The organism is Stygiolobus sp. RP850M, assembly GCF_037389295.1.
In the GTDB taxonomy this organism is placed as follows: Archaea; Thermoproteota; Thermoprotei_A; order Sulfolobales; family Sulfolobaceae; genus Stygiolobus.
Genome location: NZ_JBBHKU010000043.1, coordinates 1 through 12,316, shown reverse-complemented (window position 1 = coordinate 12,316; position 12,316 = coordinate 1). Strand labels below are relative to the sequence as shown.

The window sequence follows — 12,316 nt, the reverse complement described above, 5'->3', positions numbered from 1 at the left end:
TAGTCCAAGAATATAAAGGTGACTCCGGGACACACGTCAGATACCTCTACACGACCGATCTCTCGCTCAGCGAGGAGGAGATCGAGGAGGCATGGAGGATGAGGTGGGAGATCGAGAAGCTCCACAGGGACGTCAAGGCCCTTGGACTGGAGGACTCTTCGTTCTGGAGGAGAGAGAGGCTTCAGGGCTACCTCACGATCTTCACCATCATGGTCAACGTCGTCAGGGAGCTGGTGGGGGCACTTAACCTGAGGAGCGTGGAGGCGTTCCTCAGGTTTGTTGAACGTTATTTAGGTGGACCGCCGGGGCTGATGAAAATTTTTAAGTTACGTTAAAGTCCCATAACTGCTGTTATGAGATAAATCTTGATACAATTCATTGGAGGACGTATGTGAAGGGTAAAGGTGTTTATCTCCTCATTTTAATTTTACAGATAAATAGGATCGAGATAAAAACTCGTTACAATTTAGGAATTATAGACTGAAATTGAAGACTTCCTCTTCTCTCTGATAGACTATTACGTCCTTATCAATTATCGCGTAGCATCTGAATTTGGATGAGCTATCTACTCTGAGGTATTTACCCCATTCGAATTCGTAATAGGAGTAACAACCGTCAGTCATGTGACCGTTAAGGTGGAGCTTAGGTTTGATCTGTTCTAAGGCTTGTAGCATCAATTCCGCAGCCTCATTGTATCTCATTTTAGGGTATATTTCGGGGAGGTAGGGAGGTTGGTGAGTAATTAGTACGTCTACATTTTTGTCTCTTAACCTACTTATTATTTTTAGGAACTTATTAGGAGGTATTCCGTAATTCTCGTCGTCCCCTATTAGGCCGTTAATCCCCGTGACCTTCATGTCTCCAACACTCATTATTTGACCATCTCTAATCGAGAAGTTCTTCACTATCGAGAAATTCTCATGATTACCGTAAACTGCTATTAATTTAGTCCTCGAGAGAATATCGGAAAAATCAGCTACTGACATCCCTTCTCCCCAATCACCAGCCCCGATTAAGTAATCTGGTTTTATCTCATCTAAGATATCTAATAGCCATTTAACCGAATCCATTTCCTCTCTACTATCGAGGCTCTTATGTAGGTCGCTTATAAATAATATCATTTATCTTAAGATTTTAGTTGGGGAGTTAAAAAGATTGAGGCATTTAAGTTTTTTGCAATAGCGTGCTTTGGTGATTCGTCGAATTTATCTCACTGATAGATAACGTGAACCTTTCAGTAACATTAATTTCAACGTCATTCGCAAGTTCACACGCGAATTTATTCTCTTGGAGCTTTAAAAGTGATAAATAAACGCCACGAGGTAATAATCGGAATTCTCCCTTTTAAGTCTTAAGTGATGCCTCAAAATTGGACGGTTAAAATAGGACTTCAACATTACGGTATGTTAGCCTTTGAAACACTCAAGGAAGTAGTGTCGAGGACAAAAGGATTGTCCTTTAAAGTGTCTTAATGAATTCTTTAAAGGATATCGCACTGCCCTTTTCCAACAAGTCTTTATCGTTAGAAACCAACGTCAAACCTCTGCTAATAGCCGCGAAAACGTAAGATGCGTCATAATATGTTAAACCCCTCTCTACGGCGACCCTCATTACCTCTTGCATTGGTAAATCTCCTAAAACGTTAAACTTCCTAAGTAATTCATGAAAGAGTTTAGCTAATATAAAGGGGTCTTTGACCTTCTTATGGATCCTATAATCCTTCCATATTGCATTTCCTACTTCATAAAAGGTGAGGTCTAGAATGTAGACCTTTTTGACGTCAACCTTATCTATGTAATTTAACAAAGGGTATATGACAGATGCATCAAGCAAATAGCCTTCCATCTTTACCTTTCATCTCTACTTCTCCTTATGGCCTCGACCCATTCCTCTTCGCTTACGTCCTTCATTAGTTGTTTAATGTCACTTGCAAGCTTTTTCAACTCCTCCTTCTCTTTCTCTTCAATGGCTTTTTCTAAAGCTTTTTCAACCACATCCCTAATATTTATCCCTAACTCTTCAGCCTTTTCCTTTAATCCTTTTTTAACCCTTACGCTTATCACGTCTGACATATTATTGTATACGCAAAACTGGTATATATTCTGATCTCTCCGACGCAAGCATCCAATGACGGTTTTCACTCTTCCCTGAAGGACCACAACGCGTTTGGTAATCATACTGTCGTTTTAAAAATAATATCTACATTATTTCAACGTGAGAGGAACGTAAGGGTTGAAGAGAGGATTTTTAATATTGAGCGTAAAAAACTTTACACGGACTGAGTACTTCTACATAGGTCTGTTATTTGATCGCTAACAAGAAGGTTTAAATTAAGACCGTGACCGTATTCAAATTTCCGCCTCTAATATCTACCGAAGACGAATACGTGAATACATAATCCTTCCTTATATTTTCTGTAATTTTTAACTTCGTACCTCAATCTCTCTCCGAACGACTCGACCTCAACTTCATCTTTGTCCTTAATACCTAACGCCGTGTCAGTTCCATGTCTAACTTGGAATCTACTTATACCTCTGGGGTATTGCTGACTTCCTTGGTTCTATAACTGCTATTTCCATCCCCTTTCTTCTCCCCCATTTCTGTCTTTCTCGCAGCACTTGGAGTTATTCCCTAAAGAGGTGTACCACATGGCGGAATTTGAAGCAATTAAAAGTAAGGGAAAGTCACACTGTGGGTTAACACATTGCGGATGCGACATACTTCTAGACATTATAAGGGTGTTAGCAATAGCTTTAAATTGTAGAAATAAAACCTTACGATGGAAAAAACAATGATTAAAGTAGAGAGAATTACAAAGTATTTTGGCAGAAGAAAAGTTCTCGACGACGTCACTTTCACAGTAAATGATGGGGAAATCGTTGGATTCGTTGGTCTGAACGGTGCAGGGAAGACGACGACCATCAGGGTTATTGTAGGAGTATTAGAACCCAACTCGGGCGATGAGTTTATAGACGGTATTAGTATAACAAAAGACAAGAGGAACGCTTCAAAACGAGTAGGTTGGGTACCGGAACTACCGATATTTGAATTAGATGCAAGTGCTCTTGACTATTTCGTCTACATAGCGGGATATTACGGTATAGGGAGTAGTGAAGCTAGGGAGTTAGGAAAGAGACTGTTTGAAGAGCTCGGGTTATCAGGTAGGGAGAAGGACAAGCTCAAGAACTATTCCCAAGGAATGAAAAAGAGGTTTGCACTTGCTGTTTCCCTCATATCTGATCCAAAAAATTTCATCTTTGACGAGGTACTTAACGGTTTAGACCCTCAAGGGATACAGTTCTTCAGGGATTGGGCGCTTAAGATGAAAAAAGAGGGGAAGGCTGTACTTTTCTCCTCTCATATATTATCTGAGGTCGAGGCCATTGCTGATAGAGTAGTGTTCATTCACAAAGGAAAGATACTCAAGAAATGAGTATTGAAGAAATAAAGAAAAGTGTAAGGACGAGGGACTTAAAGGTGGTTTTGGGAGACTTCAAACCTGAAGCGCTAGCTGAAGCGAGTAAGTTCGGTCAGGTGACCAATAACGGTAATGTGATCATAATCAAAGACTGTAAGGGTGATATACCTCAAGTGTCCTCAGCACTTTCAAAGTATCAGGTCGTAGAAATAAATTGGTTAAAGGGTAATCTAGAGGAATTCTTTTTCAAAATAATAAATGAACGAGGTGGGTAAAATGGCTTCCACGCTCCTTTATGACTTTAAGAGGAGCTTACTTAAGCCCGTAGTATTAATAACGTTGGTCTTTTTTGCCATAGCAGGTATAGGTGTCAGCTTGTTCCTACTCAATTTAAGTGGGATTGGCCCCTCAGATTACGAGAACTTAAACTTACTAGCCCTCTGTTATCATAGTGTTAAAAACTCGTTCATTACCGGTATAGTATTTAATAACCAAGGTGAACCTTTACCAGACGCCGAAGTCCTGGTCATGAACGACGGAAAAGTGGTGAATAGCACCGTTACAAATAGCCAAGGCACATTTAATATAGCTATTGGATATACGTTACCTCTAAACATGTCGGAAAGCACTCCAAACATCGTAGTAAAAGTAGAATATAACGGCCTCACCAGGTTTTGGAGTAGTGTTTCTACACAGTATTCTGGTACCGGTTTCGGTGCACTGTCATCGGGCGTAAACTATGCGGTAATCCCAATAATTAATTCGAGCGAGTTGTGGAAATTCAGTGTGTATAGCCCAATAATCTTTCCTAACAGCAGTGAGAGTGCTATCGCAGTTTTACAAGAGTTTGACGACCATCTGATAATACTATCCTCTGACAACTTAACACTCGAATTAGGGTTCCTCCATAATTTTTCTGAATTTAACTCTTCCTCTCCTTTACCGAACAAGAAAGTTGTTAACGTCAGTGCTTTCAAGCCCGAAATAGTAAGTCTCGATATACCTAACGGGGCTAATAGTGTCGTGGTTGAGTACTATTTATTAGGTTCACCTATATTAGTATATGGGTCTAGATCTCCTGTATACCCGCTTACTTATCTAGGGCATGAAGTACTCTCATTCTATCCTTCCGCATTGGCGTTTTACGCCGGGTTCTTCCCCTTTGTAGCTATATACTTAGCTTATTCAATGTTTGCTAACCCTAGGAGCAACGGCACTTTAGAATTCCTGTTAGCTAGACCGGTTACCAAGGGCATCTTATACTTTAACCGTTTGATGGCAAATCTACTGACCGTTCTCGTCTCATCTGTCATTGTGAACGTCGTTGCTGCACTAGTTATTTCACTTTACACTGGGATACCTATAGCAAGTTACATTATAATCATGGAAACACTAGGAATATTTACTAACGTGTCGGCTTACGTAAGTCTGACTTATATGTTTGGTGGATTGGCCAAGGAAAGCAAAATAGCACTAGCTTTACCTATAATACTCTACTTCGTCCTACCGGTGATCAGTTTTTTAGGGTCATTCTCCCCTAGTATGTACTGGCTCGCTTATGTACCACCATCAGTGCTAGAAAGTTATATTAACGATAAGATCTTCAATATCAGCCAATCATTAAGCCTGTTAGGTAGTGTGGTCTCCGCTGCTTTATGGGTAACGGTACCAGCGATTATAGGGTATGTAGCCTTTAAAAAAGAGGACATTTAATTAATTGGTAAAATGCTTTACATGGGAAGTTTAATGAAGCTAGTAGATTTAGAGAAAGCCCACCGACTAGATTCCACTATATTCCAATGAACTAGGATGAGGATATCTATATTATAAGAAAGCTGAGGATAGAAGGTCAAATTGTTTGCATAGGAATTCGTATATCTTACCTTAAAAAGTACCGATATTGAGTAGCGAATACTCCTAAGTTTTCCCGTTAGTTTTTCCTTATTTGGAAAAAGTTTATTTTTTTAACCATAGCTTTACCTGTGCATCCAGCCATTTACGATTTTAAGAGGAGTTTTCTGAGGATATTAGCATTACTTATAATTGCCCTTGTTACAACTATTTCAACATACCTTACAGCATCTGTATTTATTTCTAACGCTAACACGGCCTTCGTTTATAAGTCAGACTATTATGATATTAACATGATCGGTTTAACGGATACACACTACTATCCCTCTAATAACTCATTCGTGATTCAAATTGAAGGATATTTGTTTAATAATCAAGGAAACCCGATAAGCGGTGTTGTAAAAGTTGTAGTAGTTCACAATACAACACACATAGTAAAAGAGGCTGACGTTAACGGGTTCTTTAACACAACTTTTGTATTCCCTAACTTGCCGTCTCCGTACATCCAGGTTACAAGTACCAATTCTTCAATCTACGTTACAAGCACCAATTCTTCAATAATATACTATCAGCCTGCTGAGGTTATTAGAATATTAGCTCTCTCTTACAATATCTCTGTAATTAGTAACGGTTATACTCGAAGTCAATTTGAACTTTTTCTCTCAAATTCCACAAGTAGTATAATGCTTACAAGTAACGCTTATTATAGTGAGAGTTCTTTAGCCTCGGAAATAGTTTTTGCCCAATTTGGTAAAACGTTAATATTGAGGCGAGTTAACGGAACGCTTCATATCATTTACTACAACAATAAGACGGTGGTAGGGAGATACAATATACCGGTAATCGCAAACAGGTTAGAGATGATAAACCTTAATTTGCCTTTGAGAGCGAATAACGAGACGCTGATTTTCGGTAGCATGTCGACTAGTGTCGTAGACTATCCTTATACGGAATTGGGCTCTTCCTTACTTAATTATTGTTACTACAACGTGTTCCCACTAATTACATTCTTATTTCCCCCTTTTGTTATATACTTGGCTTATTCGTCGTTCTCAAGACCCAGAGATAGTGGAGCGCTAGAATTTATTTTAAGCAGGCCGGTAACTAAAGACGAATTATATATTAATAGGTTTACGGCGAATTCATTAACCATCGCATTAGCTTCCTTGATCTTCGTTTTAGCGTTCATTGGAACCGTATATTACTATTCCCAGATCACGTTTCCGTTTTTCGTTGTAATCCTAAATAGTGTAGGCCTTTTCATCTTGCTATCAACTTATTTATCATTGGCGTATCTTGTTGGTGCTTTATTCAAATCAAGTAATTGGACAATACTAATTACGACTCTAGCGTATCTGATCAACTCGTTTATCTTACAATTAATACCCTTCGTGAAGCCAAATCTTTCGTTTATAACGTATTATATGGGATTCGGTTCGGTAAACTATTTTATAAGGCATTATATATTTACGGAGGCTACTAAGTATGATCCTATGATTTCAACTTTTGCCTCCGTTGGATGGATAGTTATACCGTTCTTATTAGGTGTTACAGCTTTTAGAAAAAGGGACATTTGATTTTTTTTAAAGGCAATGTTGTGAAAATTCTAAATAACAAGGCGTCTGAAACTTGTTACTGAAATTAAAAACGTTAACAAATAAAAAAAATCTAACGGTTATCATTTTCAGTATTCACAATCCCCTCTGTATTGTATTCACTACGGATAATAAAACGAGCCGTTGTCAATAGTTTCGGCTAAATTATGGAGTTTAAATCACAAGGCTAGTATCTCTAACAGCTAGGTACATGTGGAAGAGAGGCTTAAAACGAGATTGATTGTTAATTAGGGACTGAAAATTTACTGTTAACATAGACTGTAACGCTTCTACGTAACCACTCGTCTTTTTAATTAGTTCTAAATTTGTCCTAACATGTTTGCGCCTGAAGGTATTACCAAACCGAAATAGCTGTTGTTGATGATCTCCAAACCGATGACCGCTCATTAGGGTAGTGATGTTCCCCTTAATCGGCTTACTAAGCGACTTTTTATGACCCATTAGCTTACGGTGGAGCTGGGAAAGTCCTGCCACGGGTTAACACTTTAAGTACAGAAGTTAAAATTACATTATAACTTCATTCTAGCTTAGTCAGCTTTATCTTATGAATAATTTTATATAATTGAAACTTGTTAATCACATCATGGAAAAGGGGTTTGTCCAAAAGGGGTTTGCCCCTTTTATATTACTACTTATCATCCTAATTTTACCAGTTACTGCTAATTCGCAAGTACAATCCACAAACATCAGTTTTTCCATGGTTGCCCCACAGTTAACCTCAGCAATTTATTATCAAGGACATTACCTTATTCCTTTTACTAACCTAACTGGAGTATATAGCGTCACAAACGAGGGTTTCTTGATTTCGCTTAAACCAGAATCTTTCATCAATTATTCTGGTAAAATGTTCGACTTGCCCTTTGGAATTACCAGTATTAGTGGTGGAGTAGTAAACGGTAAAGTAGTCCTATTCGCATTAGGAACTTCTCATAACATCACCCTTTCTAACGCTAGTCTTTCTTCGCTCTTCAGCCTCTTTCAACTACCCTTGTTGTTCAAAAACGTATCACTTTACCTCATCACATTTAACGGAGAAGCGTTTAACGTTAGTACAATTGCGTCAAATGTAAGCTATTGGCAAGTGATAAGTAACGGTGTTTACACTTATGCAATAGGAAATAGCACAATTGTAAGTATTTATAATGGAAAAATAGGGAGTGTTATAAACCTAGAAATAGAGAACTTCACGCCCTTGATTCCCTTAGCTTTAGGTAAGGACGCAGTAAGTTTAGAAGGAATAACGAACGGCGGTGTGGGGAGTGAACTCTTGGGGAATGAAATCCTTGTAATAAACACTACTAACGGAGAAATTATCAAAAACATAACTGATTTTATAGTTGCGACACCGGTGATGAATTCCTCAAATTCCGAGTTTGTAGTCCTTTACAGCAACGATAGTATAGTAGTGTATAACTACTTAGGAGAGCAGATAGGAAACATAAACATAAGTGTAACCCCTAACATTAAATATGTAGAATTATTCGGTAACTCGACTTTATTCGTTCTATCTGCATCAGCAACAGTAACCGGTCTATCTGCATCAACAGTAACCGGTACCATATTACTTAGCTTCACAGCTTATACTTATGTCAATATTCAAGGTAAATGGATAAAATACACTACGTATTCAACACCTACTAGCTCAATTGGTCAGATAATAACCCCCATAGGAATCCTAGTGTATCCAGGTTACTACAAAATTGTGTCATATATTACGACCTTTTCGAAAACGAGCGGAATTTTAAGCATGACTCCGTCTTTCATGACCATACCGTTCACAAAACCCTCGCCGCCTAGATTAGAGGCCTATGCAATTAAGGGGATTGGATCCTCTACTATCGTTATCTCAGCATTTTATCCAAATTCAACATTAATAGGGGTTTATAACGTAAAGTTTCTAGTAAACGGAAGTCTTGTGGGAGTCTACAGTATTGGGGAGGATGCGTATTATACCGTAAATTCAAGCGGGATTTATAATGTTACAGCTATAGTTAGCAATGCGTTCGGCTCTGCATCTGTAAGCAAAATGGTTAACGTTACGGTACAGCAACCTGTGAATACTACAACTACAACAACAACGACTACAACGACTACACAATCTGAAACGACTACAACAACAACGACTACAACGACTACACAATCTGAAACGACTACAACAACAACGACTACTACTATCTCGCCTTCCACTACTAACACGACGACAACTACAACAACAACGACATCCTTGCCAATCTCTACCACCACGACAGCGACATCAGTAATATCATCGACATCTACATCGACTAAACCACAAGGCTTTCCGACCTTACCTATAATTGTCGGTATAATAGTAGTTGTAGTAGTTTTCGGCATATTTGTCCTGTTAAGAAGGAGATGAGCTTATTTTTTCTACAGTCTCTTGAATGCTTTTCATCCCATAAGCTTATTCCTAAATTCGTATAGGAAACCCCTTTACGTAAAAAGGTCGTAACTTAAGGAATATCTACTTTTTTCAGTAGTCTGGGAAGGTGGACGATTCTAAAAGCAACAAGATTACTTTTCTCTTATTAATTCTAATACTTGTCTTATTAATTCATCGCCCTTTTTAGTTATAAAAACCTTCAACCTCTTACCCTCAACTGTAGGGATATATTTAATCTCCACATATCCACTCTTATGCAAGATCTTAAGGTGCTGATACAGTTCACTCTTATTTAGCCTTGTGGCATCTAACAATTCCTTAAACCATGCAGACCTAGTATAATAAAGACCCAGCAGAATCCCTAACCTAACTCCTACATTTAACTCCTTATTATCCTTCAACAGTTTTATTAATTTCTCTAACTCCATTCCTCAACCCTCCTTAACAATCTGTACAAAAAAGTTAAGATTGGGGGAATTAAGAGGGCTATCATGTGAAAAGGAGATATTATAATAGCTGCCCCTGAAAGAATATACGACGCCACTAGAACGTATTCTAAGGATTCCTTTTTCAAGAACCTTATTGTAGCGATTAACTGGCTTCCGATGAAAGATATGTAGACACCTACAAGGAAAGCTGGGAAATTAGACAAGACGGGGATGTAAAAAGAGAGTAGAAATAGGACGTAAAGTACTACAAGAGAAACTGCGTAAGTCAGCTTAACCATGAAGGGAAACTTTCTGACTATTAACCTATGAGAGTTTAATGTCTTGACATACGGGTACACAAACCTACTCATCCTTAAAGAAATAAACACGTATATTGTAGAAAATAATAGTATGCTGATGTTAAAAGTGAGAGGGTTTGAGACAAGGCTTGTGAGTAAGAAAGTAGTAAGACTTCCAAGCCCTATAAAATCTAATACTATCTTTGCCACGTTAAGCATAACGCGATGATAAATGTTTTGACTTATTTCTAGGGACTTTTGAATATCTATCTCCTTGCTGGTGATAATTCTTTCACCTCATACTTAATTTTCTCATCGGACATTTTAAACTTAGACTAAGGTTAAGGTTTTTTAACTTCACTCGAAGTCCAACAACTAAACCAGCAACCAACCCAGCATGCTGTACATCTTTTCCCCTCGCTTTTCTATTACATTTTATCACCTTCAACAAGCTCACCGTTAACTATCGTGTAAACCATCACTTCCTTCTTATTATACAACATCTCGATTAACTTCTTTTGGTGTGTTACAATAATACCCTCTTTTACCCTTTCACGTAATAACGATATCACTTTATCCCTCTTATTCACGTCGACATTCTCTACAGGCTCGTCGATAGTGACTATTTGAGGCCTCGTAAAAAGTGCAAGTGCTAACGATACTAAACTCTTCTGCCCACTAGACATCTTATACATTGGCTTGTGTATCACCTTTCTGTCTACGTTTAGGTAATCCAAGATGTTTGTGAACTCTTTCAAATCTCCGCCCTTTATCTCCGCTATTATTTTCGCAGTATCCCATGCGGAATTACCTATGGTGTACACCTCTGGAAGGTTTGTGGAGTACTCTAAAACTCCCTTAGCACTCCTGACCTCCTTGCCGTTTATCTTAATTGAACCCTTGTATGGGATTATCCCAGATATAGCTCTTAACAATGTAGTTTTCCCGGAACCATTAGGACCTAATATTACACACAATTGATTGTCTAGTTTTAAGTTAATGTTTCTTAAGACCGTAAAATCCTCAAAAACGACAGATAAATCTTTGATCTCCAACATCACCACACCACCTCCTCCAGTCTTAGTGCTTTAATCTTCTTCAAAATCAAATTCCCTAGTAACAGTAAGACTATCGCCAGTGATGCTTCTTCAACGGAGTAAAGGCTTATGGTGTCGTGGATGAGGGAATACGAAATTATATTTTCAGCTTCGTAAAAGGGGTTAAGTGATGATGAGGCTGAAGGCGAGAGTTCTGAAATTGCTAACAACAAAAAGAAGATGTAGTAAGCGTAGTTCGACGCTTTAGCACCTACCTTAACCAGTAGTGTTGCGGTAATCGTGAAGGTCAAGGATAAGATGAAGAGACTTGAGATTAAAGTTGAGGCTATAAAAGGTAGAATATTATCGACCCTGATAATTTCGTAAAAATGGTTAAGTGTTAGTTTAGTTATTAACGGTGTAATGAGTGCTGCGAAAATTACCGAGTACGTGACTGCTGAGACGAGCGAACCTATGAACAAACTCAGGATGTAGTTAGACATTCTAAGTTTACTAAATCTCATGAAGTATGCTAATGCAGAGGACTGGTAGACTACAGTAATGCTAAAACCTGTAGACAGACTAGCTACCAACAGTAATATCGCAACACTGTACCATATTATTCCTGCATTTACGTTTTTAATACTATTTAGTGCAAAATAAAGTCCTAATGAGTCCAGTAACATCATTCCGAGTAAATAAGATATTGCAGTTGGAGAGAACGAAAACCTCTTTATCATAGATTTCTCTAATTCCATAATTTAAATTCAGCAAATGGTAATAAAAACGATGGATTAAGTTAAAAACTATTAACTAAACAAATTCTTTTTAATCGTGGTTTACTAATGTAGTAAAAGGTGATCAAAGTTGATGGTAATAATTACTATAGAAAATCAAACCAAAATTAATCCGATAACACTAGGTCGCTGGTGAGGAGATTATGACCTAGTTTGAAAACTCCTTACCAAAATATTAGCAGGCATTATAAAAATGGTGGAGGTACCAAGAAAATAATGATCACAGTGAGAAAGCTGGAATATTTTCACTTGTCGTCTCAAATATCTAATTATAAGAAAATTAAATAAGCATAAGAATACCGATATTTAGGTTGTTTCAAGTGTTCTCATCTCACCATCTCTCCGCTAGAGTGTGGTCAACAATTTTGTTAATTTAATATAATTTTATTCAACAATCTTTTCTCGTTCTGTAAGAAATTGTTTTCGCGTAATACTATTTAAGGGTGAGCACGGGGTTTTTATCTTGGTG

At 37.9% G+C, this 12,316-nt stretch carries 14 protein-coding genes and 1 pseudogene; 7 read left to right on the top strand and 8 right to left on the bottom strand.

Annotated elements, in window-relative coordinates:
- A pseudogene (locus WIW52_RS04870) lies at nt 1-335 on the top strand (IS701 family transposase); the annotation flags it as partial.
- A 138-nt stretch (nt 336-473) separates the two neighbouring features.
- On the opposite strand, the gene WIW52_RS04865 reads toward WIW52_RS04870, so the two are convergent.
- The 3 genes from WIW52_RS04865 to WIW52_RS04855 all read right to left on the bottom strand — a co-directional run bounded on the left by WIW52_RS04865 (nt 474) and on the right by WIW52_RS04855 (nt 2,072).
- Complete coding sequence (locus WIW52_RS04865) at nt 474-1,121, bottom strand: metallophosphoesterase family protein (protein ID WP_337708983.1); 648 nt, start codon at nt 1,119-1,121, stop codon at nt 474-476.
- A gap of 337 nt (nt 1,122-1,458) precedes the next feature.
- Nucleotides 1,459-1,845 (bottom strand): type II toxin-antitoxin system VapC family toxin, encoded by a 387-nt coding sequence (locus WIW52_RS04860; RefSeq protein WP_337708981.1) that lies wholly within the window; start codon nt 1,843-1,845, stop codon nt 1,459-1,461.
- A 2-nt stretch (nt 1,846-1,847) separates the two neighbouring features.
- Nucleotides 1,848-2,072 carry a type II toxin-antitoxin system CcdA family antitoxin gene (locus WIW52_RS04855; RefSeq protein ID WP_337708979.1) on the bottom strand — a complete coding sequence of 75 codons (225 nt, stop codon included), beginning with the start codon at nt 2,070-2,072 and terminating at the stop codon, nt 1,848-1,850.
- Nucleotides 2,073-2,648: 576 nt separating this feature from the next.
- On the opposite strand from WIW52_RS04855, the gene WIW52_RS04850 reads away from it, so the two are divergent.
- The 5 genes from WIW52_RS04850 (at nt 2,649) to WIW52_RS04830 (ending at nt 6,846) form a co-directional block, all read left to right on the top strand.
- Nucleotides 2,649-2,795 carry a hypothetical protein gene (locus WIW52_RS04850; RefSeq protein WP_337708978.1) on the top strand — a complete coding sequence of 49 codons (147 nt, stop codon included), beginning with the start codon at nt 2,649-2,651 and terminating at the stop codon, nt 2,793-2,795.
- On the top strand, nt 2,780-3,433 hold the full coding sequence (locus WIW52_RS04845; protein ID WP_337708976.1) for an ABC transporter ATP-binding protein: 654 nt from the start codon (nt 2,780-2,782) through the stop codon (nt 3,431-3,433). The genes WIW52_RS04850 and WIW52_RS04845 overlap by 16 nt, the downstream gene beginning before the upstream one ends.
- A complete protein-coding gene (locus tag WIW52_RS04840) occupies nt 3,430-3,693 on the top strand; it encodes a hypothetical protein (RefSeq protein WP_337708975.1) in 264 nt (87 codons plus the stop codon). The genes WIW52_RS04845 and WIW52_RS04840 overlap by 4 nt, the downstream gene beginning before the upstream one ends.
- A 1-nt stretch (nt 3,694) precedes the next feature.
- Nucleotides 3,695-5,131: an ABC transporter permease subunit gene (locus WIW52_RS04835; RefSeq protein WP_337708974.1), complete on the top strand. Its 1,437-nt coding sequence runs from the start codon at nt 3,695-3,697 to the stop codon at nt 5,129-5,131.
- Nucleotides 5,132-5,400: 269 nt separating this feature from the next.
- Nucleotides 5,401-6,846, top strand: a complete 1,446-nt coding sequence (locus WIW52_RS04830) for an ABC transporter permease (protein ID WP_337708973.1) — start codon at nt 5,401-5,403, stop codon at nt 6,844-6,846.
- Nucleotides 6,847-7,038: 192 nt separating this feature from the next.
- Here WIW52_RS04830 and WIW52_RS04825 read toward each other — a convergent pair whose 3' ends face one another.
- On the bottom strand, nt 7,039-7,359 hold the full coding sequence (locus WIW52_RS04825; protein WP_337708972.1) for a hypothetical protein: 321 nt from the start codon (nt 7,357-7,359) through the stop codon (nt 7,039-7,041).
- 109 nt (nt 7,360-7,468) lie between these two features.
- On the opposite strand from WIW52_RS04825, the gene WIW52_RS04820 reads away from it, so the two are divergent.
- Nucleotides 7,469-9,262 carry a hypothetical protein gene (locus WIW52_RS04820; RefSeq protein ID WP_337708970.1) on the top strand — a complete coding sequence of 598 codons (1,794 nt, stop codon included), beginning with the start codon at nt 7,469-7,471 and terminating at the stop codon, nt 9,260-9,262.
- A 155-nt stretch (nt 9,263-9,417) separates the two neighbouring features.
- Here the strand turns inward: WIW52_RS04820 and WIW52_RS04815 are convergent, their stop codons facing one another.
- From WIW52_RS04815 to WIW52_RS04800, 4 genes are all read right to left on the bottom strand, one after another.
- Nucleotides 9,418-9,714, bottom strand: a complete 297-nt coding sequence (locus tag WIW52_RS04815; RefSeq protein ID WP_337708969.1) for a transcriptional regulator — start codon at nt 9,712-9,714, stop codon at nt 9,418-9,420.
- Nucleotides 9,705-10,223 (bottom strand): hypothetical protein, encoded by a 519-nt coding sequence (locus tag WIW52_RS04810; RefSeq protein WP_337708968.1) that lies wholly within the window; start codon nt 10,221-10,223, stop codon nt 9,705-9,707. Before WIW52_RS04810 ends, WIW52_RS04815 begins: the two co-directional genes overlap by 10 nt.
- Before the next feature lie 218 nt (nt 10,224-10,441).
- On the bottom strand, nt 10,442-11,071 hold the full coding sequence (locus tag WIW52_RS04805; RefSeq protein WP_337708966.1) for an ABC transporter ATP-binding protein: 630 nt from the start codon (nt 11,069-11,071) through the stop codon (nt 10,442-10,444).
- Entirely contained in the window at nt 11,071-11,808 is a 738-nt protein-coding gene (locus WIW52_RS04800; RefSeq protein WP_337708963.1) for a hypothetical protein, read from the bottom strand. The genes WIW52_RS04805 and WIW52_RS04800 overlap by 1 nt, the downstream gene beginning before the upstream one ends.
- Nucleotides 11,809-12,316 lie beyond the last annotated feature (508 nt).

Coding starts and splice junctions, on each gene's coding strand:
- WIW52_RS04865 (WP_337708983.1), bottom strand. CDS start 1,121: ATGATATTATTTATAAGCGACCTACATAAGAGCCTCGATAGTAGAGAG.
- WIW52_RS04805 (WP_337708966.1), bottom strand. CDS start 11,071: ATGTTGGAGATCAAAGATTTATCTGTCGTTTTTGAGGATTTTACGGTC.
- WIW52_RS04815 (WP_337708969.1), bottom strand. CDS start 9,714: ATGGAGTTAGAGAAATTAATAAAACTGTTGAAGGATAATAAGGAGTTA.
- WIW52_RS04800 (WP_337708963.1), bottom strand. CDS start 11,808: ATGGAATTAGAGAAATCTATGATAAAGAGGTTTTCGTTCTCTCCAACT.
- WIW52_RS04860 (WP_337708981.1), bottom strand. CDS start 1,845: ATGGAAGGCTATTTGCTTGATGCATCTGTCATATACCCTTTGTTAAAT.
- WIW52_RS04845 (WP_337708976.1), top strand. CDS start 2,780: ATGGAAAAAACAATGATTAAAGTAGAGAGAATTACAAAGTATTTTGGC.
- WIW52_RS04820 (WP_337708970.1), top strand. CDS start 7,469: ATGGAAAAGGGGTTTGTCCAAAAGGGGTTTGCCCCTTTTATATTACTA.
- WIW52_RS04850 (WP_337708978.1), top strand. CDS start 2,649: ATGGCGGAATTTGAAGCAATTAAAAGTAAGGGAAAGTCACACTGTGGG.
- WIW52_RS04835 (WP_337708974.1), top strand. CDS start 3,695: ATGGCTTCCACGCTCCTTTATGACTTTAAGAGGAGCTTACTTAAGCCC.
- WIW52_RS04855 (WP_337708979.1), bottom strand. CDS start 2,072: ATGTCAGACGTGATAAGCGTAAGGGTTAAAAAAGGATTAAAGGAAAAG.
- WIW52_RS04840 (WP_337708975.1), top strand. CDS start 3,430: ATGAGTATTGAAGAAATAAAGAAAAGTGTAAGGACGAGGGACTTAAAG.